Raw genomic sequence first — 26,177 nt, forward strand, 5'->3', positions numbered from 1 at the left:
CCCGCACACCGCCGGGGCCTGGGTGGCGTCATTGTGCGATGGTTTTTCGGGAATCAACTGAAGGTCATCAGCCAATGAACTTGTTTGTGACGAAGCGTAACGGACACAAAGAACCCATCGATCTGGATAAAATTCACCGCGTGCTGGACTGGGCCGCCGAAGGGCTCGACAACGTGTCGGTCTCCCAGGTAGAGCTCAAATCCCACATCCAGTTCTATGACGGTATCCGTACCGCCGACATTCACGAAACCATCATCAAGGCGACGGCTGACCTCATCTCCGAGCAGACCCCGGACTACCAGTACATGGCAGCCCGTCTGGCCATCTTCCACCTGCGCAAGAAGGCCTACGGCCAGTTCGAACCGCCCCACCTCTACCAGCACGTGGCTCGTCTGGTGGACATGGGCAAGTACGACAAGCACCTGCTGGAAGACTACACCCAGGCCGAATTCGAAGAGCTGAACACCCATCTGGATCACTGGCGCGACATGGATTTCTCCTACGCGGCAGTCAAACAGCTGGAAGGCAAATATCTGGTCCAGAATCGCGTTACCGGCGAGATCTACGAGAGCCCGCAGTTCCTCTATATGCTGGTTGCGGCCTGCCTCTTCTCCAAGTATCCGAAAGATACCCGTCTGGACTACATCAAGCGCTTCTATGATGCGGTCTCGACCTTCAAGATCTCCCTGCCGACCCCGATCATGAGCGGCGTGCGCACCCCGACCCGTCAGTTCAGCTCCTGCGTGCTGATCGAGTGCGACGACAGTCTGGATTCCATCAACGCCACCGCCAGCTCCATCGTGCGTTACGTTTCCCAGCGCGCCGGTATCGGCATCAACGCCGGTCGCATCCGTGGTCTGGGCAGCCCCATCCGTGGTGGCGAAGCGTTCCACACCGGTTGCATCCCCTTCTACAAATACTTCCAGACTGCCGTGAAGTGCTGCTCCCAGGGCGGCGTGCGCGGCGGTGCGGCCACCCTGTTCTACCCGCTGTGGCACACCGAAGTGGAAAGCCTGCTGGTGCTCAAAAACAACCGCGGCGTGGAAGAGAACCGTGTTCGTCACATGGACTACGGCGTGCAGATCAACAAGCTGATGTACCAGCGCCTGATCAAGGGCGGTGACATCACACTGTTCTCCCCGTCCGATGCACCGGGTCTGTACGATGCCTTCTTCGCCGATCAGGACAAGTTCGAAGAGCTCTACGTCAAGTACGAGCAGGATCCGGCCATTCGCAAGAAGACCCTGAAAGCGGTAGACCTCTTCTCCCTGATGATGCAGGAGCGTGCCGGTACCGGTCGCATCTACATCCAGAACGTCGATCACTGCAACACCCACAGCCCGTTCGACCCGAGTGTGGCGCCGGTACGCCAGTCCAACCTCTGCCTCGAAATTGCGCTGCCGACCAAGCCGCTCAACAACATCGACGACGAGAGTGGCGAAATCGCCCTGTGCACCCTCTCCGCCTTCAACCTGGGTGCCATCGAGAAGCTGGAAGATCTGGAAGAGATGGCCGATCTGGCCGTGCGTGCCCTCGATGCCCTGCTCGACTATCAGGATTACCCGATTGCCGCCGCCAAGAAGGGCAGCATGGGTCGTCGCACCCTGGGGATCGGCGTCATCAACTACGCCTACTACCTGGCCAAAAACGGTGCCCGTTACTCCGACGGCTCCGGTCTGGCCCTGACTCACCGCACCTTCGAGGCCATTCAGTACTACCTGCTGAAAGCCTCTGTGCAGTTGGCCCGCGAGTTCGGCCCCTGCCCGCTGTTTGGCGAGACCACCTATGCCCAGGGCATCCTGCCCATCGACACCTACAAGAAGGATCTGGATGCGCTGTGCAACGAGCCGCTGCATCTGGATTGGGAAAGCCTGCGTGAAGAGATCAAGTCCGTGGGCTTGCGCAACTCAACCCTGACCGCCCTGATGCCGAGCGAGACCTCCAGCCAGATCTCCAACGCCACCAACGGCATCGAGCCGCCACGCGGTCTGGTGTCGGTCAAGGCCTCCAAAGACGGCATTCTCAAACAGGTGGTGCCCGAGTATGATCGCCTGAAAGATCAATACGAATTGCTCTGGAAGCAACCGAGCGTTGACGGCTACCTGCAGCTGGTCGGTATCATGCAGAAGTTTGTGGATCAGGCGATCTCCGCCAACACCAACTACGACCCTGCCCGTTTCGAAGGCAACAAGGTACCGATGAAACAGCTGCTCAAGGACTTGCTGACCGCCTACAAATACGGCCTCAAGACCCTGTACTATCACAACACCCGTGACGGTGCGGACGATGCCCAGACCGATCTGCAAGATGACGGTTGCGCTGGCGGGGCTTGCAAAATCTAAGTCACGGCAAGAGCTGATAACCGGGCGGGAGCGACAAGCTCCCGCTCTCCTGTTTTCTCTATTCACATATTCTGGTAACCATGGCCTATTCAACTTTCTGCCAAACCCAAAACGACCAGCTCAAAGAGCCGATGTTTTTTGGCCAATCGGTCAACGTAGCCCGTTATGATCAACAAAAGCACGAAGTGTTCGAGCGGCTGATCGAGAAGCAACTCTCCTTCTTCTGGCGCCCGGAAGAGGTGGATGTCTCCCGTGATCGCATCGACTATCAGGCCCTGCCCCCCCACGAGCAGCACATCTTCATCTCCAACCTGAAGTACCAGACCCTGCTGGACTCCATTCAGGGTCGCAGCCCCAACGTGGCGCTGCTGCCGCTGGTCTCCATTCCGGAGCTGGAAACCTGGATCGAGACCTGGGCCTTCTCCGAGACCATCCACTCTCGCTCCTACACCCATATCATCCGCAACATCGTCAACACCCCCGCCCAGGTGTTCGACGACATAGTGACCAACGAGCAGATCCTCAAACGCGCCGGCTCCATCAGCCACTTCTACGACGACCTTATCGAAGCGACCGCCCTCTACAACCTGCACGGTGAAGGAACCCACACCGTTGCTGGCCGCGAGGTGACCATCACCTTGCGTGAGCTCAAGAAGAAGCTCTATCTCTGCCTGATGAGCGTCAACGCGCTGGAAGCGATCCGCTTCTACGTCAGCTTCGCCTGCTCCTTTGCCTTCGCCGAGCGCGAGCTGATGGAGGGCAACGCCAAGATCATCAAAATGATCGCCCGCGATGAGGCACTGCACCTGACCGGTACCCAGCACATGCTGAACCTGATGCGCAGCGGTCAGGATGACCCGGAGATGGCCGAGATCGCCGCCGAGTGCGAACAGGCCTGCTTCGAGCTGTTCAAAGAGGCGGCCATTCAGGAGAAAGAGTGGGCTGAGTACCTGTTCCAGGGCGGCTCCATGATCGGCCTGAACAAGGACATCCTCTGCCAGTACGTCGAGTACATCACCAACCTGCGGATGGCCGCCGTCGGTCTGCAGCCAGCCTTTGCCGGCACCAAGCAGAACCCGATCCCCTGGATCAACACCTGGCTCTCCTCCGACAACGTGCAAGTCGCCCCGCAAGAGGTGGAGGTAAGTTCCTATCTGGTGGGTCAGATCGATAGCGAAGTAAATGCCGACGATCTGGGTGATTTCGAGCTGTGAGTGACGCCATCCGCACGCTGGCACCTGCCCCGCACTCGCCTGCCGAACAGCAGGCGGTGCAGGCACCACGGGTACATACCCGAGATGGCGTGCTGCACGCTCATCCCGGCGAAAGCGTGCTGGAAACCCTGGAACGCCACGGCCATCGGGTCGAGTTCCAGTGCCGCAGCGGCTATTGCGGCGCCTGCCGCACTCCGCTGATGGCTGGCAAGGTGCACTACCCCAATGTGCCGCTGGCATTCGTCGCCCAGGGGGAGTGCCTCCCCTGCTGCTGCAAACCGGTCGGCGCCATCCGGCTGGATATCCAGAAGAGCTGACGAAGCCACAGACTGGCAACTCGCACAAAATAGAAAGCCGCCGGAGCAATCCGGCGGCTTTTTTTGTCTCTTCACATTGCTAGGGCGCGCGATGACAGACGCCCAACCCCTCAGAGGATTACAACCAGGGGGCGGCAGTCGGCCCATGGTGCAGGCCCAGTTTCCAGACCCGGCCAAAGTGCTTGTAGTGACCGGCCGCAACACCGGCCTTCTCACCCATACCGTGGTAGAGATCGAGGTGGCCCTTCTTCACCGCCCCGCCCACATCCAGCGCAATCAACAAGCGCAGCTGGTGCTTGCCGGTCCAGTTGCCCTCTTTATCGAGCAGGGGGACTTCGGCGAGGATCGGGGTACCCATCGGCAGCAGGGTCTTGTCGGCGGCAACGGCCGCCAGCGGCAGCAGCGGGATACCGGCGGCGCCGATCACATCATTGGTGGGTCGACGCTCGAAGAAGACATAGGAGGGGTTCTGCTCCACCAGCTCCTTGACGCTCTCCTCCGGCTGGCGGTTGGCCCACTCCTTGATGGCCTTCATCGACATCTGCTCTTTGGGCACTTCACCGCGGTCGATCAGTACCCGACCGATACTCACGTAACCGTGACCGTTCTTGCCGCTGTAGCCCAGATATTGCAACCTATCGTCGTCACCATAGTGAACAAAACCCGACCCCTGCACGTCCATCAGGAAGTTGTCGATCAGGGATTTGCTGTAACCCAGCTCCAGTCCGCGGTTGGCCAGGGCTCCCTGATGGATCTCGGCCCGGGTCGGACAGCGACCGCCACATTTGGGCATGGCATAGATGGGATATTTGTACTTGGCATCCGGGCGGTGACGCACCTCCAGCACCGGCGAGTAGTAACCGGTAAAGAGCACGTTCCCCATGCGATCAGCACCGCCCAGCTGAGCCAGGCTGATACCGTAACGGGTGATGTCGGCAGGATTGCCGCCGCTCGCTACCCAGCGGGAGAGCTGGTGATAGAGCTCGCCATAACGGCGGGTCATCTTGCCGGAGCGCTCCAATACCAGTCTGCTTTGCGGGCCAAACTTGCTGTAGTCGGCACGCGCACGGCTATTGACCCGCTCCACCCTCACCAGATCCTCTGGCAAGGTCCCGTCCAGATACTGCTTGCCCAGATTTTCCGGCACCTCGCAGTTAAGAAAGCATCTGTCGTCGGTCTGTTTTTTGGGCACTTCTGCTTTGTCAGAGTTGCCCGCACAACCGGCCAGTCCCAGCACTGCGGCGGTCAGCCAGTACGCGTGTTTGTTCATATGTCCTCATATAACGCCAAGAGCCATGCTCGGCGGGGAAGATGCCAAATTTGCAGGGGGAAAGCAAACGACATCAATCACTTGAAGCAGGATTTCTCCAAAGGGGATCCGCTGGGTTATAACAAGGTGACAGGATGTGCGAGGTGATGGATGGAACAGCTCGAAATCTTCCCGCTGCAGAGCCCCTGCATCGGGGTCTGCGAAGTGAACAACAAAGGCTACTGCAAGGGGTGCCTGCGTAACCGCGAAGAGCGTTTCAACTGGCTCACCATGACCCCTGCCCAGCAACAAGAGGTGATGCGCCTGTGCCGGGATCGCAAACGCCGGGTCGAGGCTGCGCGGCGCAAGGCACAGGAAGGCGATCAACCTGAACCAATACCGCAATCTGGCTGGGATTTCTGACCCGCTCCTAACATCCCTGCAAGCCATATTCCTGCGCTCACGAGACACGACCTATCCAGCATATAAAAAATGCCGCCCGATCTTTCGACCGGGCGGCATTGTCATTGTGATGCGCGTTATGAACGCGGCAGATCAACCAAACAGATGGTGGCTGACGATGAACAGGCCGCCGGAGAGCAGCATGGTCAGCGGCAGAGTCAATACCCAGGCCATCAGGATGGTCTTGATGGTCTGGCTCTGCAGGCCGGATTTGTTTGCAATCATAGTCCCCGCCACCGCAGAAGAGAGGATGTGGGTGGTGGACACCGGCATACCGGTCAGACTGGCGACCCCGATGGAGGTTGCTGCCGTGATCTGGGCCGCAATGCCCTGGCTGTAGGTCATGCCGGTTGTGCCGATCTTCTCGCCCACGGTATGAACGATACGACGCCAGCCCACCATGGTGCCGCAACCCAGCGCCAGCGCGATGGAGACGATCACCCAGGTCGGTGCGTATTCAGCGGTCGCGGTCAGATCCTTGCGCCATTTGGCCAGATCGGTCAGCTCCTTGGCTGGCAGCGGCAGCTTGGCAGCCTTGCGGGCGGTGTCATCGATACAGAGCAGCAGACGACGCACTTCGCGGCGGTCGGTCAGGCTCATCTGATCATAAGTACGCACGGCACCCAGACGGGCATCCAGGGTGGCCATCGCCTGCAGCACTCCATCGGCGGAGCAGTGAGTCATCAGCTCTTCCTGAGCCGTTGCCGGTGCAGAGAAGTTGATGACGCCAGAGAGGGCGGACTGGTTGCGCTGGTAGATCTCCATGATGCGCTGGTTGGCATCCTGGGTCCGATCTAGGTCATAAGCGCGGCTGTTCATGTCCAGCGCGAAATAGGCGGGCGCCATGCAGATCAGCACCAGCATCACCAGACCGATACCCTTCTGGCCATCGTTGGAGCCGTGTACGAAGCTGACGCCCATGGCTGAGGCCACCAGGGTCAGACGCGCCCAGAATGGCGGGTGCTTCTTGCCATCCACCAGCTGGCGCTCTTCCGGCGTTTTGTGGATCTTGTTGCTGGTCCAGATGCGCTTCATCGCCAGCAGCAGCAGTGCCGCGATGATGAAGCCGATGGTGGGAGATATGATGAGGGAAAGCATGATGTCGATCGCTTTGCCCACGTTGATCCCTTCTGTCACCGGTTTATGGGTGATCCAGGCATAGGCGCCGCCTACCCCCAGAATGGAACCGATCAAGGTATGTGAACTGGAGGCCGGGATCCCGAAGAACCAGGTGCCCAGGTTCCACACGATGGCGGAAAACAGCAAGGAGAAGACCATGATCAACCCTTGGGTGGAGTCCATCCCAAGCAGCAGGTCGATGGGCAGCAGATGGACAATGGCATAGGCCACACCCAGTCCACCAAACATGACGCCAAAAAAGTTGAAGATCCCCGATGCAACGACCGCCAGGTGAGCTGGCATCGCCTTGGTATAGATAACCGTTGCTACCGCGTTGGCGGTATCGTGAAAGCCGTTGATAAATTCATAGGCAAGCACAAAAAAAACGGCCAATACCAAACCGATTGACCACCACAAACCCAAACCACTAAACATTTCAAACATAAAAAAAAGCCTGTTTATGAGTTGCGGCGGATTATGCCAGATGGCGGCCAACACCATAGCCACCATTGAAATATTTCAGCCATAAAAAAAAAGAGCTTTTTGGAAAAAAATATCCTAGAGCCAGTCTTCATGCGGCTTGCCATCGATTAATTAAAGCCATCAATGATTGCGGGAAAGGGCAAAAATAGCTGACAATTAAGCCAATAATTTCATTTTTATGACAGAAAAATGGGCAGACGTGGTGATAAAACGTCCCTGCCCCACCAATCTCATCCGACCAGCACCATCAACCCCATATCCGTTTGATTCCAGATGCAAAAAGGGAGCACCTTGTGCTCCCTTGAATCGTTGCTGTGTTGCCAGTTATCAGTCCTGATTGATGCGGCTGGCAACGGCGCCCTGTTGGCTCTTGTACTTGGCATTTTCCCGCTTGTTGTAGGGACGGGCCGCGACGCCGGAGAGCATCTCGAAGTTCAAGGCGCCGATCTTCATCTTCGGACGCAGCGCCAGCGGCAATTTGCCGCCGTTGTAGAACTCCAGCACGATGCGACCGGACCAACCCGGATCGATCCGGTGCGCGGTCACGTGCACCATCAGACCCAGGCGCGCCAATGAAGAGCGGCCATCCAGCCAGCCGACGATATCGGCAGGCAGAGTAACGGATTCGTAGGTCACCGCCAGCGCCAGCTGACCCGGGTGCAGATAGAAGGCTTCGCCATCGGGGATGTGGATCTCATCACTCATCACCCGATCGATGGCATCGGCCATCTCGCTGCTCGGGCCGCTCAGGTCGATATAGGGTGCGGTATGATCGCGAAACACCCGAAACTCGTTACCCAGCAGCACATCGACACTGACACCACTGATCCGCTCTACCCCGGGCCGTGGCTCAATGACGATCTTGCCTTCATCCAGATGGCGTTCAATATCGGTATCACACAGACGCATTGGGCGACTCTCCTGACAAATTGTGCTTTTAAAAAAGCCGGGCATCACCCGGCTTGTTTCATCTTAACCGATCAACATGTGGCGGATACGCGCCTTGAGCATGTCGATGGCGATGCGGTTCTTGCCACCACGAGGCACGATCACATCGGCATACTGTTTGGACGGCTCGATAAACTGCAGGAACATCGGACGCACCGTCTTCTGATACTGCTTGAGCACGGAGTCCATGGTACGGCCCCGCTCCTGCACATCACGCACCAGACGGCGCAGCAGGCAGATGTCGAGCGGGGTATCCATAAAGATGGAGGCATCCATCAGATCCCGCAGACGGCTGTCGGTCAGCAGCAGGATCCCTTCCAGAATGATCACCCGGCGCGGCGCAAACGGGGTCACTTCGCTCATCCGGGTGTGTTCGGTGTAGGAGTACTGGGGAATGGCAACCGCGTCACCTTTAACCAGCTGACTAAGGTGCTGTACCAGCAGGTCGTGATCCAACGCGTTGGGGTGGTCATAGTTGGTCTTGACCCGCTCGTCCATGGTCAGGTGGGTCTGATCACGGTAGTAGCAATCTTCGGTGATCACACCAATCTGACCTGCGCCCAGTTCGGCCACCAGCTCTTCATAAATGGTCTGGGCTATAAGACTTTTGCCAGACGCAGATGCGCCCGCAATACCGATGATCACACACGAATGTTGAGTATCAGACATGACAAATACCTAAAAGAGAAGAGCAGTGGGGATGGTTTAAACCGATCCATTATATAAAAAAGGGTGGGTCATGCCCACCCTCAATTCCCTTTCAAGTGACCGACCGCCGATTATTCATCCAGGGCCATGGCATAGAGGGGGGTCGCAATCGGTTTTGCGCTGAAAAAGAGTTCAGCCCCTACCCTGCGCGCCAGCTTCAAATAGGCCTGAGCCAGGCTCCCTTCCGGTGCGCCGAACACCGTCGGGCAGCCATCATCCATGTGCTGGCGGATGTCGATGTGCAACGGCAACAGGCCAAGCAGCGCCACTTGATACTGCTCTGCCATCTTCTGGCCGCCACCGGTACCGAACAGCGGCTCATGGTGACCACAAGCGCTGCAGACGTGGTAGCTCATGTTCTCGATAATACCGAGCACCGGCACATTGACCTTGTTGAACATGGCGATCCCCTTGCGGGCATCGGCCAGTGCCACATCTTGCGGGGTGGTAACGATCACCGCCGCCGAAGTCGGCACCTGCTGGGCCATGGTGAGCTGGATATCGCCAGTGCCCGGGGGCATGTCTACCACCAGATAATCCACCTCGCCCCAGCGGGTCTCATGGAGGATCTGCGCCAGCGCCTTGCTCGCCATCGGGCCGCGCCAGATGGTGGCATCCTGTTCGGAGACCAGATAGCCGATGCTGTTGCTCTTGAGGCCGCAGGCCATCACCGGTTCCATCAGCTTGCCGTCATGGCTGACCGGGCGCTCCTTGAGGGTGCCCATCATGGTGGGAATGGAAGGGCCATAGATATCGGCATCGAGAATGGCGACTCGCGCGCCCTCTTTTTGCAGGGCCAGCGCCAGGTTGACCGCAGTGGTAGATTTGCCCACCCCCCCCTTGCCGGAGGCGACCACGATGATGTTGCGAATGCCCTGCACGGCATTGAGGCCCTGCGCCCTCGGCATGCTGGCCACATCGATCTCCAATGCCCAGTCGATGCGGGAGGCGCCGGTGGCGCTGCGCAGCCTGGCATCGTAGTTCTCTTTGAGCTGATCGAGCAGCGAGAGACCGGCAAACGGCAATACCAGCCGGATAGTGAGCCCCTGACCCTGATTGATGATCTCGCGAACGAAGCCGGCATCCACCAGATCCTTGTGCCAGCCTGCTGGCTTAAATTCGGCGAAGATCTGTTTTACTGAATCAATCACCATTAACTCCTCATTATCTTGTCATTATCTTGAGGTGAACGGTTACCGCACACAAATCAGTGGCTTGCCTGCCATCGTAACAGCAGGTGCTGCCAAGGTTGGCACAGCCACAACCCTAGGCAGGCTACCCCCAATTCGGGTAACATGCACGGCACTCTATCATCCCAACAAGCACATCAAGAACGTAATATGGCAACTGATCCTCGTAAAATGCTGGTAACCTGCGCCCTCCCCTATGCCAATGGCTCCATTCACCTTGGCCACATGCTGGAACATATCCAGGCCGATATCTGGGTTCGTTATCAGCGAATGCGCGGTCATCAGGTGCACTTCATCTGTGCCGATGATGCCCACGGCACCCCGATCATGCTCAAGGCACAGCAGATGGGGATCACCCCGGAAGAGATGATTGCCGCTGTCTCCAAGGAGCACCAGGCCGATTTCGCCGGGTTCAACATCAGCTTTGACAACTATCACTCCACCCACAGCGACGAAAACCGCGAGCTGGCGGAGTTGATCTACGGCCGCCTGAAAAATGGTGGCTTTATCAAGAGCCGCACCATCTCCCAGCTGTTCGATCCGGAAAAATCCATGTTCCTGCCGGACCGTTTCGTCAAGGGAACCTGCCCCAAGTGCAAGTCTCCGGAGCAGTATGGCGACAACTGTGACAGCTGCGGCGCCACCTACAGCCCGACTGAGCTGATCGATCCGAAATCTGCCGTCTCCGGCGCCACTCCGGTAATGAAGGACTCCGAGCACTTCTTCTTCGACCTGCCGCAGTTTGAAAAATGGCTCTCTGAGTGGGTACGTGGCTCAGGCGCCATTCAGGAAGAGATGGCCAACAAGATGCAGGAGTGGTTCGAAAGCGGCCTGCAGCAGTGGGACATCACCCGTGACGCCCCCTACTTCGGTTTCGAAATTCCCGGCGCCCCGGGCAAGTACTTCTACGTCTGGCTCGATGCCCCCATCGGTTACATGGCCTCTTTCAAGAACCTGTGCAACAAGCGTGACGACATCGACTTTGACAGCTACTGGAAAGCGGACTCCGACGCCGAGCTCTACCACTTCATCGGCAAGGACATCGCCTACTTCCACTGCCTGTTCTGGCCGTCCATGCTGGAAGGTGCCAACTTCCGCAAGCCGACCAAGGTCAACGTGCACGGCTATGTGACCGTCAACGGCGCCAAGATGTCCAAGTCCAAGGGCACCTTTATCAAGGCATCTACCTACCTGAACCACCTGGATCCGGAGTGCCTGCGTTACTACTATGCCGCCAAGCTCAACAGCCGCATCGATGATCTGGACCTGAACCTCGAAGATTTCGTGCAGCGCGTCAACGCCGACGTGGTCAACAAGTTGGTCAACCTTGCCTCCCGCAACGCCGGCTTTATCGCCAAGCGCTTTGGCGGCAAGCTGGCGGCAACCTGCGCCGAACCCGAGCTCTACGCCGAGTTCGCCAACACCCGTACCGCCATTGCGGAAGCCTATGAGAGCCGCGAATTCAGCCGCGCCATCCGCGAAATCATGGCGCTGGCCGACAAGGCCAACCGCTACGTGGACGACAAGGCTCCCTGGGTTATCGCCAAGCAGGAAGGCGCTGATGCCGAGCTGCAAGCTGTCTGCTCCGTTGGCATCAACCTGTTCCGCGTGCTGATGGCCTACCTCAAGCCCGTCATGCCGCTGCTGGCCGAACGTGCCGAAGCCTTCCTGGCCGAAACCCTCAGCTGGGATGGCATCGAGATGCCGCTGGTCAATCACACCGTTGCACCGTTCAAGGCGCTCTTCTCCCGCATCGAGCCTGCGAAGATTGAAGCCATGATCGAGGCCTCCAAGGAAGACTTGGCCAAAGAGCAGGCACCGAAAGTGAGCGGCCCGCTGGCTGATGACCCCATCAGCGAAACCATCACCTATGACGATTTTGCCAAGATTGACCTGCGCGTAGCGCTGATCAAGAAGGCCGAAGCGGTACCGGAAGCCGAGAAGCTGCTCAAGCTGCAACTGGATATCGGCGGCGAAACCCGTCAGGTGTTTGCCGGCATCAAGTCCGCCTACAACCCGGAAGATCTGGAAGGCAAGCTGACCGTGATGGTGGCCAACCTGGCTCCGCGCAAAATGCGTTTCGGCATGTCCGAAGGCATGGTGCTGGCCGCAGGCCCGGGCGGCAAGGATCTCTGGATCCTGGAGCCGCAGGAAGGCGCCCAGCCGGGCATGCGCGTCAAGTAAGCGTATCGCTGACTGCGACCACAGCCAGATAGAGAAGAGAGGCCAAACGGCCTTAATGCCAGTCAGTTAAGCCTGACTGGCATTGTTTTTATTGGCTTTTTTGCACCGCATACTTTTGTGGTCTTGCCTTCACACTGCGGGGATAACTCCGCTCCCTTCGCTCCGCTCCGGTAATACAAACTGGCCCGCTTGTTTCTCCAGGTCAGCCACCCGCTTCGGGATGCTTCCCGGTGACAGGTACGGCATGCAGCTCCGTTCATGGATGAGGTACACCGAGGCCATGTGAAAACTCAACTGGTTCGCCGTGTATCCCTTCAGACTCGCCGCCATCTTTACCATCTGGCTGCGCAAGAGGTTATACGCCAGCAGCACGCCCCACAGCTCTTGCCGTATCCCCGTCGCCTTCTTGCTGCGCAGGGTCAGCCGGTGCTGTTGCAGGCTGTGCCTCATCTCCCGATAGCCCAACTCGATTTCCCAGCGCTGGCTGTAGAGCTCAACGATGTCAGCGCCCGGGAAACGCATCGGGTCGACCATTGAGGTCAACACTTGGCGCTCCTTGCCGCTGATGTTGCGGGTCAGCAAACGGGCTTCCACCGTGTCCGGCAGTTGCGGCCACTTCTTGCGTGCCTGTGGACTGGTCTTGAGCTGCACCAGCACATCTTGACGCCCCAGCTTGCGCACCACCTCGTATTGCGTGCCCTTTTTGAGTGGCAGCAGCCAGTGCCGCTCGCTGCCAGTGGTTTGCCAGGCGTGGAGCAGACCGATAGAGTAAAACCCCTTGTCGAACAGGGTGAGCGAGTGGTCCGGCGTGCGTGCGACAAGCTGTTCGGCCAACACCATCTCGTTGACGGCGCAGCTCTCCATGACGGCCTGCACAAGTAGGTGACTGGTCAGCTCCATCTGGCAAAGCATGCGCACCTGCGGATAGGTGGTCTCGCCATGCTGGGTGCCGGGTTTGGCAAACTCGGCGTCATTGTCCGGGGTATCGGGGGTGCGCCACATCACGCCATCGACGGCGAGCAGTTGCAGCCTGGCCCAACCGGGGTGGTTGGCCTGCTGGTGCCAACGCGAGGCGGTCTCGTGAAACAGCCGCTCGATGCTCTTGTCCCCCAGTTTTTGGCGAGCTTGCAGGAAGGCGCTGGGGGCAACGAAAGGACGGTCGCCGTGCAACAGGATATCGAGCTGATTGACCAGCTGGGTCATGGGGACATGGCGGAAGATGGCCCAGACCAGACGCTCCATGGGCTACGGCGGCGACGCAGGGTCACGACATCCTCTTCGGCGAGCAGCGTCGTGATGAGCTCGGGAGCAATGAGGTCTGAGAGTGACTAAAACTGAGCAGCATTACTGGCGTGGAGGAAGTCGAGCGCTTGAGCGATACGCATAAAAAATCCGAAACCAATCAACAGGTTTCGGATTTTCACACAGCAGAAGGATCGGTCAATGGATCCTTAACTGATCGGCATTACACCAACCGGTGTGGCTTTTTTATTTCTCTTTTCCCCTGTGCACTCACAGACACATTAATACCCATGTTCTGCAAAGCCGCTTTGTCTGTTATCTCTCTATCATTGAACACTGCGATAACTCGTGTTTACTTTTTGACGTAACAGAGAAAGTCCATTTTCTACTTCTATGTTCAGCATGATGCGAATTGAGTTTGTCTGTGTAAAATCTTGTTTGTTGGCATACAAAAAGTTGTATATATGACGATCTACAATGGTCTGGTGTAGGGTTCAAGATCCATTTGATATGGAACCCTCTGGTTCAATGCATACTTGCCAACCAGGGCATTCGGTTGTACCGAGACCTGAATCCTCTTTTCGCAGAAATGAGGAGGTTCGACATAAAGCAAACCTGCCTCAGGTCTTGTTTAACTGATGATCAACTCAAGTTGCATCTACACAGATGCACATATAGGTAACAGTCGGTTGATATAGATTTGCTTTCCGAGAACTAGCCAGCTCCCCCTATCCTAGCGGCAGCACAATCTATACACGGGATATTGGTTACGGCCCTTCCCCACAGAGTTAAGTATTTGGCCCTGATATGCGAAACCTAAGTCACCGCTGCTCAACGATTCTGTTTAAAAGGCATATAAAAATGCCGCCCGGTTTTGCAACCGGGCGGCATTGATCATCTTCTGTTATCGAGGATGAGCTATCAGGCCGTGGCCAGCTTGGCCTGCTCTTCACCGCGCTTGAGCATGGCGTAGGAGACACCGGTCAGCAGTGACCCTGCTGCAATCGCCACGATATACATCATGACGTTGCTGATAGCGTGCGGGATAAAGAGCACAAAAAGACCGCCGTGGGGTGCCATCAGCTCGCAGCCGAACAGCATGGAGAGCGCACCGGTCAGGGCGCCACCAACCATACAGGCCGGGATGACGCGCATCGGATCCTTGGCGGCAAACGGAATGGCCCCCTCGGAGATGAAGCACAGACCCAGCACGAAGGAGGCCTTGCCCGCTTCCTGCTCCGCCTTGATGAACTTGGTGCGGGCCAGGAAGGTGGCGATCCCCATCCCCAGTGCCGGCACCATACCGGCGGCCATCACCGCAGCCATGGGAGCGTAGGTTTTGGAGGCCAGCAGGCCGACCCCGAAGGCGTAGGCCGCCTTGTTGACAGGGCCGCCCATGTCGAAGCACATCATGGCGCCGATGATGACACCCAGCAGCACGGCGTTGGCAGAACCCATGTTGTTGAGGAACTCGGTCATGGCATTCATGATGCCAGCCACCGGACCACCCACTACGTAGATCATCACCAGACCGGTAAAGAGGCTGGCCACCAACGGAATGATCAGGATGGGCTTGAGCGCTTCCAGGGTGGTCGGCAAGCGCACCTTGTCGCTCAGGTACTTGGCGCTGTAACCGGCCAGGAAACCGGCCACGATGCCACCGAGGAAACCGGCACCCAGCGAGCTTGCCAGCATACCGCCGATCATGCCGGGAGCGAGACCCGGGCGGTCAGCGATGGAGTAGGCAATGTAACCGGCCAGCACCGGGATCATCAGGGCAAAGGCGGAGCCACCACCGATCTTCATCAGAGCGGCGGCCAGAGTGCCTTCCACCTTGAACGCTTCGATACCGAACACAAACGAGAGCGCGATGATAAGGCCGCCCGCCACCACCATGGGCAGCATGAAGGAGACGCCGGTCAACAGGTGCTTGTAGGGGCCAGCTTTTTCCTCTTTCTTGGGTTGGCTGGCACCGCTGTGGCGATAGAGTGTCGCCTCGTTCCACGCCTTGTCGAGCTCGGCGCGGGTTTTCTTCAGCGCAGCGCCGGTGCTGGTGCGATAAACCGGCTTACCATCGAAACGGGCCATGTCCACCTCGATATCGGTGGCGAGGAACACCAGATCGGCAGATGCAATCTCCTCGGCAGTCAGGGCGTTCTGGGCACCGACCGAGCCTTGGGTCTCGACACGGATCTGATAACCCAGCTGTTTGGCCATGGTCTCCAGCGCTTCTGCCGACATAAAGGTGTGGGCAACGCCAGTCGGGCACGCTGTCACTGCCACGATGCGCTTGCCAGCGGCGGCCGGTTTGGCGGCAGCATTGGCAACGGCGGAGACGGCTTGATGACGATAGACACTGGCGCCGCTGGCGGCTGCCTCCAGCAAGGCGGCCGGATCCTGCAGGGCGAGATCCATGCTGCCCTGATAGACCTGCTTGCCATCATAGGCAGCGAGATCCACCGGAGCACTGGCGACAACCAGCACCAGGTCGGCCGCGGCAATCTGCTCTTTTGAGGGGATCTGGCGCGGTTGCACACTGGAGCCGACGTCGAGGGTGAGTTCCCAGCCAGCCAGTTTGGCCTGCTGTTCTATCCGTTTTGCAGCGAGAAAGCTGGTGGCAATGCCCGCCGGGCAAGCCGTAACCAAGATTGCTTTCATTGGGCATCTCCTGAGTTTTCCATTGAGGGGGTATGGCATTGAACCGGTGCCAGCGCATCCAGACGCTCTACGCGCACCTGTTCAAGTAAAGGGTTGAGCACATTGATATCGTCAAAGCCGACTGCGACCTGACTGACCGCCAAGGCCGAGACGGCGGTGGCCAGCCGCAGGGTCTGCTCCGGCGCCCAGCCAAGGCTGAGACCATGGGCGAGACCTGCCACCAGAGAATCGCCAGCACCAACCGTGCTGACCACCTGCATCCGCGGCGGAATGGCTTGCCAAACGGCATCCGGGGCAAACCAGATGAGGCCATCGGCGCCGTTGGAGATCACCACGTTGGGGATCCCGCTTGCCTGCAGCGCGCGGGCACACTCGGCCTGCTCGCTCAGGGTCTTGATGGGGCGACCCGCCCACTGGCCGAGCTCCTCCAGATTGGGCTTGACCAGGGTCGGCGCCGCCTTGATCCCTTCGCTTAAGGCCGCACCGCTGCAATCGAAGATCACCTGCTTGCCCTTGGCCTTGAGCAAGCGGATCAGATGGGCGCAGTAATCGGGAGCCACCCCTTTGGGCAGGCTGCCCGCCAGCACGAACCACTCAGCATGTGCAGCCAATTGGTCGATGGCCTGCTCCAGCGCGCTCACCTCCCCTTGCTGGATGGTGAGCCCCGGCAGGTTGAGATCGGTGACCCGACCAGACTGCTCGGAGATCTTGACGTTGATGCGGGTGCTGCCCGCTACGCGCACAAAGTGATCATCCAGCGCTAGCTCGGCAAACAGGGAGACAAAACTCTGTTCATTGTCAGCGCCCAGCCAGCCGGTGACGCCTACGTCGCGGCCCAGATCCTTGAGCACCATGGCGACGTTGATCCCCTTGCCTGCGGCACGCAGGTTGGCCTCGTTCACCAGATTGACCTCGCCAAGGCTCATTGCCTCAAGGCGAGTAGTGAGATCAAGGGCGGGGTTGAGGGTGATGGTGACATCTTCATCAATGCGCCCCCTCGCCCAGACCAGCGGCGATCGCCTCACCGATCCCCTTGAGGGCCGCTTCGGCATCTGCCCCTTCGGCGCGAAATGCCAAACGATGCCCACACTTGACCCCAAGGCCGATCACCTTCATCAGGCTCTTGGCGGAGACCGCTTCGCCGCTACCATCCAGATTGGCAACCCGGATATCTGATTCAAACTCTTTGGCCACCTTGACCAGCATGGCGCCCGGGCGGGCGTGCAGACCGTGGGGGTTGATGATGGTGAAGGTTTCGGAAAGACCGCTCGCGGGGCCCGCTTGCAGCATGGCCAGTCCCTCGCCGCCCGCCAGCGTAGCGAGTTGGCCGACAGCCGCCAGTTTGGCCAGATTCTCCAGTTGCGGCAGATGGCTGCTATCTGCGGCGCACAGCAGCAGCATGGCGCTGACCGGCTGCTCCCCTGCCGTGAGGGCGCTACTCGGGGTGGCCAGCACCCAGCCGGTCTGGGCCGCTTGTGCTCGAGCGAGCCAGACGCCCTCGCCCAGATAGGCAGGTTCGCTTGCCAGCAGGGCGCTCACCATGGCGGCATCGCCCCAGCCCGCCGATTTGGCGCGGGCGGCCGCCCCCAGCAGCAGCTGGTCGCGATCATCGGCCGGGAAGTCGGCCAGGGTCAGGTATTGCACCTCTTTGGCGGCAGTGGCGCCGGTCAGGATATTGATGATGGTGTCGGCATCGGTGGCCTCTTTGAGCTGGGCTGCCGCCTGCTCGTCACCCAGCACATGAGTGAGCTGGCGCAAGATGCCCAGATGCTCGTCGGACTTGGCGGCGATGCCGATGGCGACGTAGGCGATCTGCCCCTCGTCCCACTCGATGCCATGAGGGAATTGGGCCACCATGACGCCGGTGCTCTTCACCAGATGACGGGTATCGGTGGTGCCGTGGGGAATGGCGATGCCGCTGCCAAGATAGGTGGCATGCTGCGCTTCACGGGCCAGCATCCCATCCACATAGCCCGCTTCCACCAGACCGGCTTCGGTCAGTTTGCCTGCCAGCAGGGCAATGGCGTCCGACTTGGTCGCCACCGACTGCCCCAGCAAGATCTGCTCTCGCGCCAACTTCAACATAGAGACTCTCCATCAGGTTCCGGCCACGCCGGTACGTCACAATTGAACATTCGGGTAACTCGCCAGCTGACAATAGACCCGAACACGGTTCACTGTGATCGGGGCCCGATTTTCAGGCCACTGGGTCTCTTCGCTGCTGACAGGCTGAATCGTTTCACTTACACTCAGACTGAATCGTTTCAGCGAATTGATCAAGTACCCACAAAGAGTGCTTTTCAATGATATGATCCCGCGCACACTTTTCGGTGCCCTCACCCGGCAGTGACCGTGGGCCTTGCAACTCAAACAGAGCCAATATGATGAAACTGGATGAAATCGCCGCCCTCGCCGGTGTCTCGCGCACCACGGCAAGCTATGTGATCAATGGCAAGGCCGACCAATACCGCATCAGCCAGGCCACCCGCGACAAGGTGATGGCCGTGGTCACCGCCCATAACTACCAGCCGGACAGCCGCGCCGCCTCCCTGCGCGGCGGCCAGACCAAGACTCTGGGCTTTATCCTGCCCGACCTTGAGAACGCCAGTTACGCCAAGCTGGCCAAACGGCTGGAACAGGGGGCCCGGGCGCAGGGCTATCAGCTGCTCATCGTCTGCTCGGAGGATGATCCTGCCACCGAAAAAGAGCTGGCCCAGATGCTGGTGAGCCGCCATGTGGACGCCCTGCTGGTGGCCAGTTGCCTGCCGCCAGACGACCCCTTCTACGGCAAATTGCAGGCGCAAGGCAGCCAAATCCTCGCCATCGACCGGGCGATGGCAGCCGACAAGTTCGTCACCGTCGCTAGTGAAAACGAGAAAGCGAGCTTTGATCTCACCAGCTCCCTGCTCACCCCGACTCTGCGTCATATCGCCTTGATCACCGCCCTGCCGGCACTCACGATCAGTCAGGAGCGAAAAGCCGGTTTCGAGCAGGCGGTCGCCAGTCACAGCGCAGCTCGCCACCTGTGCGAGGGAGATCACTTCTCCCGCCTTGAGGGGTATCGCCTGATCAAAGATCTGCACCAGCAGCTGGGTCAGCTGCCCGAAGCGCTGATCACCACCTCCTACATCCTGATGGAGGGGGTACTGGACTACCTGCTGGAACAAGAGACCGATATGAGCCAGCTTGCCATGGCCACCTTCGGCGACGATCGGCTGCTCGACTTCCTCCCCTTTGGCATCAACTCCCTGCCCCAGCAGCACGACGCGCTGGCGAGCCAGGCGCTGGAGCTGGCGCTCAAGGCGGTCAATGGCGACTACCAGAGCGGGCTGCACTATGTGAGCCGCACCCTCAAGCGCCGTTGCTAACCTGATCGAAGCAGACCCGATTTGCTGTCAATGGGTGGGTAAAGCGAACAGATGACAATAAGGCTGCCAGCATCGGCAGCCTTATTGTTTTTCCCCACAACCCGACCCGCCCGCTTTGCTTTTTCTACCGTCTGGCCGACTAAACAACCGGCCTCCACACACCTTTCACCCCGCAACTAAACGCCAACGCCAACGCCAACGCCACGACAAGGCACTCCCCCATCCGTGCTGCAACCACTTGGCTGACCTGTATCAATGAGCCCCTGTCAGTCATTTTTCCGGTGCTATTTTCTGCAATCAGCTACCGCTGTCATCATTTATTTCCACTTATTGCCACAAGCCAGCACAAGATCCGTATAAAGGGGGTTGTTTCCGCTATTTTGATCCGCTAACGTGGCAAGCATCTTTTACAACTGACAGGTTTTAGGTACAGATGTTCCCGTTCCGATATTGCTAGCCTCCGGCCCTATCACCGGAGGCACCTTCTGATAACGCCAATTGGCCCCCTCTTGTTGACGTCACTGCTGACATCGCCTGTTTGCACTGACACCGCTACGTTCGGATGGATAACATGAATACCAAAACCCTGGGTTGTACCCTGTTGATTGCCGGCACCACCATAGGCGCCGGCATGCTGGCCCTGCCGCTGGCCTCCTCCTCCCTCGGCGGCCCCGCCACCCTGATGTTGATGGTCGGCCTCTGGGCCCTGATGGCCTTCACCGCCATGCTGCAAGTAGAGGCAAGCCTCAACACCGGCAAATGGTACCTGCACCAGCTGGCGGACCATCTGCTCGGCCCCTGGGGCAAGCGCATCGCCTCCTTCTGTATCCTGATGCTGTTCTACTCGCTCGCCTCCGCCTACATCAGCGGTGGCAGCAGCCTGCTGGCACAGGCGCTGGCCGATGCGGGCATGACCCTGAGCCAGGAGCAGGCCGCCTGGGCCTTTACCCTGCTGTTTGGCGGCATGGTCTGTGTTGGCACCCGCTCGGTGGATTACCTCAACCGGCTGATGTTCACTGTCAAACTGGTGATCATGGTGGTGGTGCTGGCGTTGCTGCTGCCCCGCACTGAAGGGCAGCATCTGCTCTCGATGCCGCTGGGTCAGGGCCTGTTGCTGGCGGGCCTGCCGGTGATCTTCACCTCGTTCGGCTTTCACGGCTCCATTCCGAGCGTGATGCTCTACCTCGGTGACTGCCCCAAGCAGTTGCGCCGAGTCTTTGTCTGGGGCTCAGCCCTGCCGCTGATCCTCTATGTGCTGTGGCAGGTAGCAATCCTAGGTCTGCTCGGCCAGCAAGCCCTGCTGCAAACCGGCGGCGCGCTGGACAGCCTGCTGGCCAACGTCGGCAAGCTGGTGAGCTGGCCTGCGTTTAATCAGGCGATGCACCTGTTTGCCGATCTGGCGCTCGCCACCTCCTTCCTCGGGGTGACGCTGGGGCTGTTCGACTTTATGGCCAAGGTGACCCGCCGCAAGGACAACTGGCAGGGCCGCACCCAGACCGGCCTCATCACCTTTGTGCCGCCATTGCTGTTTGCCCTCTACTTCCCGCAGGGCTTTATCATGGCGCTGGGCTACGCCGCGATTGCGCTGGCGATCCTCGCGGTACTGCTGCCGGTGGCGCTGGTGTGGCAGAGCCGCAAGCAAGCCCCCGCCCACCACTACCGCGCCCCGGGTGGCGTGGTGGCGCTGGGAGTGGCCGCCGCCATGGGCGTGCTGATTGTTGGCGTACAGATCAGCGTCAGCCTTGGAATGCTGCCAGCGCTGTAATCCCCGATACTGATGCCCCCAAATAGCAAAGCCCCGCCAATCTGATTGGCGGGGCTTTTTGTTGGACAAGAAATCAAGTTGGATACAGGCATCCGCCATTAATTAAGACTGCGACCCTTACCAAACAAACACCCAAACCTTCAGCTATATACCGACCTTTTTACTACCCAACCCTGAATAATCAGTTCAAAAACCGTTCATGCTCCTTCGCTACACTGCCCGCTCGTTTATCGCTATCAGGAGTTTGAAAACAATGATGTTGCACCTCAAGAAGAGCACCCTTGCCCTCGTCCTGCTTGCCGCCAGCGGCGCACTCAGCGCAGCCGAAATCGCCAACAACAATATTACCGAGGCGGAGATCAAGGCCGCGCAGGATGGTTGGGGCGCGGCGCTCATCAAGATAAGCGATGACTATCGCGCCGGTGGGATTGAGCGCGCCAAGGCGACTGCCGAGTCGGTGCTCGACAGCGCTTATGGCTACCAGCAGGGGCCGGTGCTGTTCAAACCCACCCTTGCCGGTGGCGAGCAGACCTTTCGCACCAACCGCGAGGGGGCGCTGGCCTACTTTGTCGGCAACAACAGCGCCTACCCCGCCGACAAAGGGTTCGCCCTGAAAAACTGGCAGAGCTATCGCTATGACAACGCCGCCGTCTATATCAACGGCGACATGGCGCTGACCATGGGCAAGGTGCATCTGGTGGATCGCGACAACAAGGAAACTACAGTCGACAAGACCTGGGGTTTCAAGAAAGGAGATGATGGCAAGGTGCGCATCGTGCTGCACCACTCCTCCCTCCCTTATGAGGGGTAATGACAGGGCCCTGCTCTGCCCACCATCAATATGATCAAAAAACAGCCCTGCCACCTCGGCAGGGCTGTTTTTTTGCGCCTGCGCTTGGCAGATGGCAAGTGAATAGATGACGGTCGTGCTAACGCAGTTTGCTGCTACCCTCAAGGCAAATCATTGAGATGCCGAGCAATGTCGAGTCTCTCAACTCCAGCCCCTCGTTATCATCACACAAGGAGCCAGATACCATGACCATACTGCCTGTTTACGCGGCCCTGCTCGCTCTGCTGTTTGTGTTGCTGAGCATTCGAACCATTCGCACCCGCCATAGCCGCAAGGTGGCGCTGGGGCATGGGGATGACCCCGCCATGTTGCGTGCCATGCGGGTGCATGCCAACTTTGCCGAGTATGTCCCCCTCGCCCTGCTGCTCATCTATTTCGTTGAAACCGGCAGCCATGCCCCCTGGCTTATCCATCTGCTGGGGAGCACCTTGCTCCTTGGCCGTCTCTGCCACGCCTTTGGCATGAGCCGCACGCCGGAGAACTTCCGTTATCGGGTGGCGGGAATGGGGCTGACCTTCACGGTGATCCTGGTGAGCGCTGCCCATATCCTGATCACGGCGCAGCTCCCCTGACCCGGCCGTCACGAATAGCTGGCGAAGCGGTCTGCCAGCCATCCCCATCGGCTATTCTTTACTGCACAGATAGTCGCAACAGTGCTGCTTGAACAAGCCCGATTCAGGAGTGCGATATGAAGTGGATTGGCTGGTTACTGCTTGTCGGGCTGACTCACGTTGCCCACGCAACCCCGCTAAAGCTGGCGGCAGCGGTCGAGCACACTGCGATATTGCGCCCTTTTATTCATGACTGGTTTGGCCGGGCCGGCATCGACTTTCAGTTGATCCCCTGCACCTATGCCCGCTGCGAAAAGTTGATTGAAGCAAACCATGCCGTCGATGGCGATATGGCCCGGATCAAGGGCTTTGATCAGACCTATCCCCACTTGCTGCAGATCGGTGCTCCCATCTCGGAGGCGGCGATTTATGGTCAGCCAAGGGATAACCCGAACTGGCCCCCTGCCAAGGGAACCGTGATTGGCTGCCTGCGTGGCATCCAGTGGTGCGAGCGCTTCCTCGGCAACTATCAGGTCATCTGGTTGAACGATGAGAAGCAGGGGCTTGCCCAACTGCATCGAGGCAAAGTGGATTGGCTCATCAAGATGCGCCCCGCCTCTCAACCCGCACTGGCGTCCCCCTGGCAGAAGCTCACCAAAGAACAGGTCTTTCTCTACCTCGATAAAAAGCACCGCGCGGAAATTGCGGCCCTGCTCAAGGTACAGCTGGCGTTTATCAATAACGGCCGCTGGCTGGCGATGCAAAAGCAATACCTCTCCGCCATCTAGCGCGGTTCTCGCAGCACCACACAGTGCCGATTACATGGCTGAAAAAACAAAAAGCCCTGCCAGATTGGCAGGGCTTTTCAGTCAACCGCATAGCTGGGGAGTCAAACTCCCGAGCCGCTTACTGGTTGTGGGTAGAGCGACGTGGACGACGGGCCTGAGCCGGTTTGCCAGCGCCATCAGCCGGACGCTGACCACCTTGCGGCTTGGGCTTGCCACCGTTACCGGTACGTGCACCACCCGCATTGCCATTGGAGGCGGAACGACCGGCCCCCTGACGCTGGCCTTGACCTTGCGGACGCGGCGCACGGCGCTGCTCGCTCGGATCACGGGGCTCTTTGCGCAGCGGTGCGCCGATACCACGGGCGATGTTGTCGAGGGTCTCGCGGGAGGCTTCAAAACCGGCCACCTGCTCGCACGGGATGTTCTGCTTGGTCAGACGCTCGATCGCCTTGATAAGCTTCCCTTCATCGGCAGCAACCAGGGAGATGGCGTGACCGGCAGCACCGGCACGACCGGTACGACCGATGCGGTGCACGTAATCTTCCGCCACGTTCGGCAACTCGAAGTTGACCACTTGCGGCAGTTTGTCGATGTCCAAACCACGGGCGGCGATGTCGGTCGCCACCAGCACCTTGACGCTACCATCCTTGAAACCGGCCAGCGCGCGAGTACGGGCACCCTGGCTCTTGTTGCCGTGGATAGCGGCGGCGCTGACGCCGTTCTTGTCGAGGGTCTCGGCAACACGGTTGGCCATGTGCTTGGTACGGGTGAACACCAGTACCTGCTGCCAGTTGTTGCTGGTGACCAGATGGCTCAGCAGCGCGATCTTGTTGGCCTTGTCGCACGGGTGCACCAGCTGCTCGATACGCTCGGCAGTGCTGTTGCGCGGTGCGACTTCGATCACCGCCGGGTTGTCCAGCAGGCCAGTGGCCAGCTCCCGAATTTCATCAGCGAAGGTGGCGGAGAAGAGCAGGTTCTGGCGCTTCTTCGGCAGCAGGGTCAGGATGCGGCGGATGTCGCGGATAAAGCCCATGTCGAGCATGCGATCCGCTTCGTCCAGTACCAGGATCTCCACCTCGTCGAACTTGACGGCATTCTGGTTGTAAAGATCCATCAGGCGGCCGGGACAGGCCACCAGCACGTCCAGACCACGGCGAGTTGCCATCATCTGCGGATTGATGCTGACGCCGCCAAACACGACGTGGCTGCGCATCGGCAGGTGTTTGCCGTAGTTACGCACGCTCTCACCCACCTGGGCAGCCAGCTCGCGAGTCGGGGTCAGCACCAGCGCACGAATGCGGTTCGGAGAAACCTTGCGCTTGCTCTCCATCAGACGTTGCAGCATCGGCAGGGTAAAGCCTGCGGTCTTGCCGGTCCCTGTTTGGGCCGCCGCCATCAGATCGCGGCCAGCCAAAACGGCGGGGATCGCTTGCTGCTGAATGGGAGACGGGGTGTCGTAGCCTTGTTCGGCAACGGCACGCAACAAGGGTTCGGCCAGACCGAGGGAAGTAAAACTCATAATTACCTGCTAGAGATAGGGGCGCCGGGGATTTGTGGTGGGGCTCCTCTGCTGAGCCGATGCCATCTCACAAGATCTGGGCCTATTGAGAAAACAACGATTTCCCCGGGGAGCAGAGCAAAGGGGAAAGAATAGAGGCGCAGTCTAACGGAGTTGCCCGGGATAAACGAGAAAAATGTGATGCTCCTCCCAGCACGAACAGAAAATTCCCCTCCTGCCCCCCGAATAATCCCGTTGATTGATGTAGCACGCACCACACTATTAACTGGCAACACAATATCAGCCCTCGCAGGCATGACTCGCGGGGCAAAAGCACGGGATAGAAGAACACAATAACGAGGTTTAGCTATGACCACGCCATATCGTCCCCGCGGCAGCTGGCAGGCAAGGATTGGCCTGCTGCTTCTGCTGCTAAGCCCTATGCTGCAGGCCAGTCAGACCCTGACCGTGGCGTGGAGTCACTGGCCCCCCTTCAGCCAAATCAACAACCGGGGTGAGCTGGATGGGCTGGATGTCAGCCTGACCCGCCAGATCCTCACCCAGGCGGGCTTTGCCCCCAAGTTTCGCGAACTTCCCTGGGCGCGGGCACTGCATCTGGTAGAGCACGACCAGCTGGATGTGGCGATGGCCGCCCTCCCCCTGCCGGAGCGCCAGAGCTATGCCCGCTTCTCGACCCCCTACCGCCAGAGTGCCTATGTGCTGCTGAGCAATGACCCTATCCCGGGCCATCAGGATCGCTGGGCGCAGCTCGATAACCTGTCCGCGTTGTGCAACGAGAAAGGGCTCAAGATAGGCAAGTTGCGCGGCACCCGCCCCATGCATCAGATGGATAGCTGCCCGGCGCTTAAAATGGCGACCGAATACAACGCCGATGAGCGGATGATCGATCTGCTGCTGGCTCGCCGCCTCGATGGCATCATCATGGAGTGGCAATATGCTCGGTACCGGCTGGCCCAGCTGGGGGCCGAAGAGTTTATCAGCTGCCAACTGTTGCTACACCACCAGCCGGTCAGTCTGATGTTTGCCAAAAACAGCGTGAGCGAAGAACAGATCCTCAAAGTCAACGAGGCCATTCATGCCTTGCCCAACCCCCACAACAAGTTCTCCCCCCCAAGGTGTCGCCTCAATGCCGATCCGGGCGCCGCGGATCTGCTGACCCGCACCCTCCGCAAGCAATGATGGGATAAGCCGCCACCTGAAATAGCAAAGGCGACCCGAAG

20 protein-coding genes and 1 pseudogene are annotated in these 26,177 nt (G+C 59.1%); 11 read left to right on the forward strand and 10 right to left on the reverse strand.

What is annotated here, in order from left to right:
* Nucleotides 1-74: 74 nt before the first annotated feature.
* The 3 genes from nrdA (at nucleotide 75) to yfaE (ending at nucleotide 3,873) form a co-directional block, all read left to right on the forward strand.
* Entirely contained in the window at nucleotides 75-2,342 is a 2,268-nt protein-coding gene (gene nrdA, locus ACTG2O_RS15400) for a class 1a ribonucleoside-diphosphate reductase subunit alpha (protein WP_019838757.1), read from the forward strand.
* Nucleotides 2,343-2,422: 80 nt separating this feature from the next.
* Nucleotides 2,423-3,556 carry a class Ia ribonucleoside-diphosphate reductase subunit beta gene (gene nrdB, locus ACTG2O_RS15405; protein WP_019445145.1) on the forward strand — a complete coding sequence of 378 codons (1,134 nt, stop codon included), beginning with the start codon at nucleotides 2,423-2,425 and terminating at the stop codon, nucleotides 3,554-3,556.
* Entirely contained in the window at nucleotides 3,553-3,873 is a 321-nt protein-coding gene (yfaE, locus tag ACTG2O_RS15410) for a class I ribonucleotide reductase maintenance protein YfaE (protein WP_439976271.1), read from the forward strand. Before nrdB ends, yfaE begins: the two co-directional genes overlap by 4 nt.
* Nucleotides 3,874-3,991: 118 nt before the next feature.
* On the opposite strand, the gene mltA is transcribed toward yfaE, so the two are convergent.
* Nucleotides 3,992-5,143 (reverse strand): murein transglycosylase A, encoded by a 1,152-nt coding sequence (gene mltA, locus ACTG2O_RS15415; RefSeq protein WP_139410175.1) that lies wholly within the window; start codon nucleotides 5,141-5,143, stop codon nucleotides 3,992-3,994.
* Nucleotides 5,144-5,293: 150 nt separating this feature from the next.
* Between mltA and ACTG2O_RS15420 the strand changes: the two genes are divergently transcribed.
* Nucleotides 5,294-5,545 carry a DUF1289 domain-containing protein gene (locus ACTG2O_RS15420; RefSeq protein ID WP_439976272.1) on the forward strand — a complete coding sequence of 84 codons (252 nt, stop codon included), beginning with the start codon at nucleotides 5,294-5,296 and terminating at the stop codon, nucleotides 5,543-5,545.
* Between the two features lie 132 nt (nucleotides 5,546-5,677).
* Here ACTG2O_RS15420 and ACTG2O_RS15425 read toward each other — a convergent pair whose 3' ends face one another.
* The 4 genes from ACTG2O_RS15425 to apbC all read right to left on the reverse strand — a co-directional run bounded on the left by ACTG2O_RS15425 (nucleotide 5,678) and on the right by apbC (nucleotide 9,996).
* Nucleotides 5,678-7,147: an inorganic phosphate transporter gene (locus ACTG2O_RS15425; RefSeq protein ID WP_021230067.1), complete on the reverse strand. Its 1,470-nt coding sequence runs from the start codon at nucleotides 7,145-7,147 to the stop codon at nucleotides 5,678-5,680.
* 366 nt (nucleotides 7,148-7,513) lie between these two features.
* Nucleotides 7,514-8,095, reverse strand: a complete 582-nt coding sequence (gene dcd / locus ACTG2O_RS15430) for a dCTP deaminase (protein ID WP_005336719.1) — start codon at nucleotides 8,093-8,095, stop codon at nucleotides 7,514-7,516.
* Between the two features lie 63 nt (nucleotides 8,096-8,158).
* Complete coding sequence (udk, locus tag ACTG2O_RS15435; RefSeq protein ID WP_439976273.1) at nucleotides 8,159-8,803, reverse strand: uridine kinase; 645 nt, start codon at nucleotides 8,801-8,803, stop codon at nucleotides 8,159-8,161.
* A gap of 110 nt (nucleotides 8,804-8,913) precedes the next feature.
* A complete protein-coding gene (gene apbC / locus ACTG2O_RS15440; protein ID WP_439976274.1) occupies nucleotides 8,914-9,996 on the reverse strand; it encodes an iron-sulfur cluster carrier protein ApbC in 1,083 nt (360 codons plus the stop codon).
* Between the two features lie 186 nt (nucleotides 9,997-10,182).
* Here apbC and metG point away from each other — a divergent pair, with 186 nt between their 5' ends.
* A complete protein-coding gene (metG, locus tag ACTG2O_RS15445) occupies nucleotides 10,183-12,216 on the forward strand; it encodes a methionine--tRNA ligase (protein WP_439976275.1) in 2,034 nt (677 codons plus the stop codon).
* A gap of 66 nt (nucleotides 12,217-12,282) precedes the next feature.
* Here metG and ACTG2O_RS15450 read toward each other — a convergent pair.
* The 4 genes and pseudogenes from ACTG2O_RS15450 to fruB form a co-directional block, all read right to left on the reverse strand.
* A pseudogene (locus tag ACTG2O_RS15450) lies at nucleotides 12,283-13,601 on the reverse strand (IS4 family transposase).
* Nucleotides 13,602-14,379: 778 nt separating this feature from the next.
* Nucleotides 14,380-16,116 carry a PTS fructose transporter subunit IIBC gene (fruA, locus tag ACTG2O_RS15455; RefSeq protein ID WP_368216682.1) on the reverse strand — a complete coding sequence of 579 codons (1,737 nt, stop codon included), beginning with the start codon at nucleotides 16,114-16,116 and terminating at the stop codon, nucleotides 14,380-14,382.
* Nucleotides 16,113-17,105, reverse strand: coding sequence for a 1-phosphofructokinase (pfkB, locus tag ACTG2O_RS15460; RefSeq protein ID WP_439976666.1), 993 nt, complete (start codon nucleotides 17,103-17,105; stop codon nucleotides 16,113-16,115). The genes fruA and pfkB overlap by 4 nt, the downstream gene beginning before the upstream one ends.
* Entirely contained in the window at nucleotides 17,101-18,201 is a 1,101-nt protein-coding gene (fruB, locus tag ACTG2O_RS15465; protein WP_368216684.1) for a fused PTS fructose transporter subunit IIA/HPr protein, read from the reverse strand. Before fruB ends, pfkB begins: the two co-directional genes overlap by 5 nt.
* A 296-nt stretch (nucleotides 18,202-18,497) precedes the next feature.
* Between fruB and cra the strand changes: the two genes are divergently transcribed.
* From cra to ACTG2O_RS15490, 5 genes are all read left to right on the forward strand, one after another.
* A complete protein-coding gene (gene cra, locus ACTG2O_RS15470) occupies nucleotides 18,498-19,484 on the forward strand; it encodes a catabolite repressor/activator (RefSeq protein WP_439976276.1) in 987 nt (328 codons plus the stop codon).
* A 571-nt stretch (nucleotides 19,485-20,055) separates the two neighbouring features.
* Entirely contained in the window at nucleotides 20,056-21,249 is a 1,194-nt protein-coding gene (locus ACTG2O_RS15475) for an aromatic amino acid transport family protein (protein WP_047435317.1), read from the forward strand.
* A gap of 253 nt (nucleotides 21,250-21,502) precedes the next feature.
* A complete protein-coding gene (locus ACTG2O_RS15480; RefSeq protein WP_150998585.1) occupies nucleotides 21,503-22,060 on the forward strand; it encodes a hypothetical protein in 558 nt (185 codons plus the stop codon).
* 224 nt (nucleotides 22,061-22,284) lie between these two features.
* Complete coding sequence (locus ACTG2O_RS15485) at nucleotides 22,285-22,671, forward strand: MAPEG family protein (protein WP_368216686.1); 387 nt, start codon at nucleotides 22,285-22,287, stop codon at nucleotides 22,669-22,671.
* Nucleotides 22,672-22,787: 116 nt separating this feature from the next.
* Nucleotides 22,788-23,438 (forward strand): hypothetical protein, encoded by a 651-nt coding sequence (locus ACTG2O_RS15490; RefSeq protein ID WP_368216687.1) that lies wholly within the window; start codon nucleotides 22,788-22,790, stop codon nucleotides 23,436-23,438.
* 118 nt (nucleotides 23,439-23,556) lie between these two features.
* Here the strand turns inward: ACTG2O_RS15490 and ACTG2O_RS15495 are convergent, their stop codons facing one another.
* Nucleotides 23,557-24,957: a DEAD/DEAH box helicase gene (locus ACTG2O_RS15495; RefSeq protein WP_416034868.1), complete on the reverse strand. Its 1,401-nt coding sequence runs from the start codon at nucleotides 24,955-24,957 to the stop codon at nucleotides 23,557-23,559.
* Nucleotides 24,958-25,305: 348 nt separating this feature from the next.
* Between ACTG2O_RS15495 and ACTG2O_RS15500 the strand changes: the two genes are divergently transcribed.
* Nucleotides 25,306-26,136 (forward strand): substrate-binding periplasmic protein, encoded by an 831-nt coding sequence (locus tag ACTG2O_RS15500; protein WP_330124326.1) that lies wholly within the window; start codon nucleotides 25,306-25,308, stop codon nucleotides 26,134-26,136.
* The last annotated feature ends 41 nt before the right edge of the window (nucleotides 26,137-26,177 follow it).

The organism is Aeromonas sp. 61P, from assembly GCF_051919545.1.
GTDB classification, from domain to species: Bacteria; Pseudomonadota; Gammaproteobacteria; order Enterobacterales; family Aeromonadaceae; genus Aeromonas; species Aeromonas veronii.

What these genes read in the sequence shown, in the direction of transcription:
- nrdA (WP_019838757.1), top strand. Translation starts at nt 75, where the DNA reads ATGAACTTGTTTGTGACGAAGCGTAACGGACACAAAGAACCCATCGAT.
- nrdB (WP_019445145.1), top strand. Translation starts at nt 2,423, where the DNA reads ATGGCCTATTCAACTTTCTGCCAAACCCAAAACGACCAGCTCAAAGAG.
- mltA (WP_139410175.1), bottom strand. Translation starts at nt 5,143, where the DNA reads ATGAACAAACACGCGTACTGGCTGACCGCCGCAGTGCTGGGACTGGCC.
- ACTG2O_RS15420 (WP_439976272.1), top strand. Translation starts at nt 5,294, where the DNA reads ATGGAACAGCTCGAAATCTTCCCGCTGCAGAGCCCCTGCATCGGGGTC.
- ACTG2O_RS15425 (WP_021230067.1), bottom strand. Translation starts at nt 7,147, where the DNA reads ATGTTTGAAATGTTTAGTGGTTTGGGTTTGTGGTGGTCAATCGGTTTG.
- dcd (WP_005336719.1), bottom strand. Translation starts at nt 8,095, where the DNA reads ATGCGTCTGTGTGATACCGATATTGAACGCCATCTGGATGAAGGCAAG.
- udk (WP_439976273.1), bottom strand. Translation starts at nt 8,803, where the DNA reads ATGTCTGATACTCAACATTCGTGTGTGATCATCGGTATTGCGGGCGCA.
- apbC (WP_439976274.1), bottom strand. Translation starts at nt 9,996, where the DNA reads ATGGTGATTGATTCAGTAAAACAGATCTTCGCCGAATTTAAGCCAGCA.
- metG (WP_439976275.1), top strand. Translation starts at nt 10,183, where the DNA reads ATGGCAACTGATCCTCGTAAAATGCTGGTAACCTGCGCCCTCCCCTAT.
- fruA (WP_368216682.1), bottom strand. Translation starts at nt 16,116, where the DNA reads ATGAAAGCAATCTTGGTTACGGCTTGCCCGGCGGGCATTGCCACCAGC.
- fruB (WP_368216684.1), bottom strand. Translation starts at nt 18,201, where the DNA reads ATGTTGAAGTTGGCGCGAGAGCAGATCTTGCTGGGGCAGTCGGTGGCG.
- cra (WP_439976276.1), top strand. Translation starts at nt 18,498, where the DNA reads ATGATGAAACTGGATGAAATCGCCGCCCTCGCCGGTGTCTCGCGCACC.
- ACTG2O_RS15475 (WP_047435317.1), top strand. Translation starts at nt 20,056, where the DNA reads ATGAATACCAAAACCCTGGGTTGTACCCTGTTGATTGCCGGCACCACC.
- ACTG2O_RS15480 (WP_150998585.1), top strand. Translation starts at nt 21,503, where the DNA reads ATGATGTTGCACCTCAAGAAGAGCACCCTTGCCCTCGTCCTGCTTGCC.
- ACTG2O_RS15485 (WP_368216686.1), top strand. Translation starts at nt 22,285, where the DNA reads ATGACCATACTGCCTGTTTACGCGGCCCTGCTCGCTCTGCTGTTTGTG.
- ACTG2O_RS15490 (WP_368216687.1), top strand. Translation starts at nt 22,788, where the DNA reads ATGAAGTGGATTGGCTGGTTACTGCTTGTCGGGCTGACTCACGTTGCC.
- ACTG2O_RS15495 (WP_416034868.1), bottom strand. Translation starts at nt 24,957, where the DNA reads ATGAGTTTTACTTCCCTCGGTCTGGCCGAACCCTTGTTGCGTGCCGTT.
- ACTG2O_RS15500 (WP_330124326.1), top strand. Translation starts at nt 25,306, where the DNA reads ATGACCACGCCATATCGTCCCCGCGGCAGCTGGCAGGCAAGGATTGGC.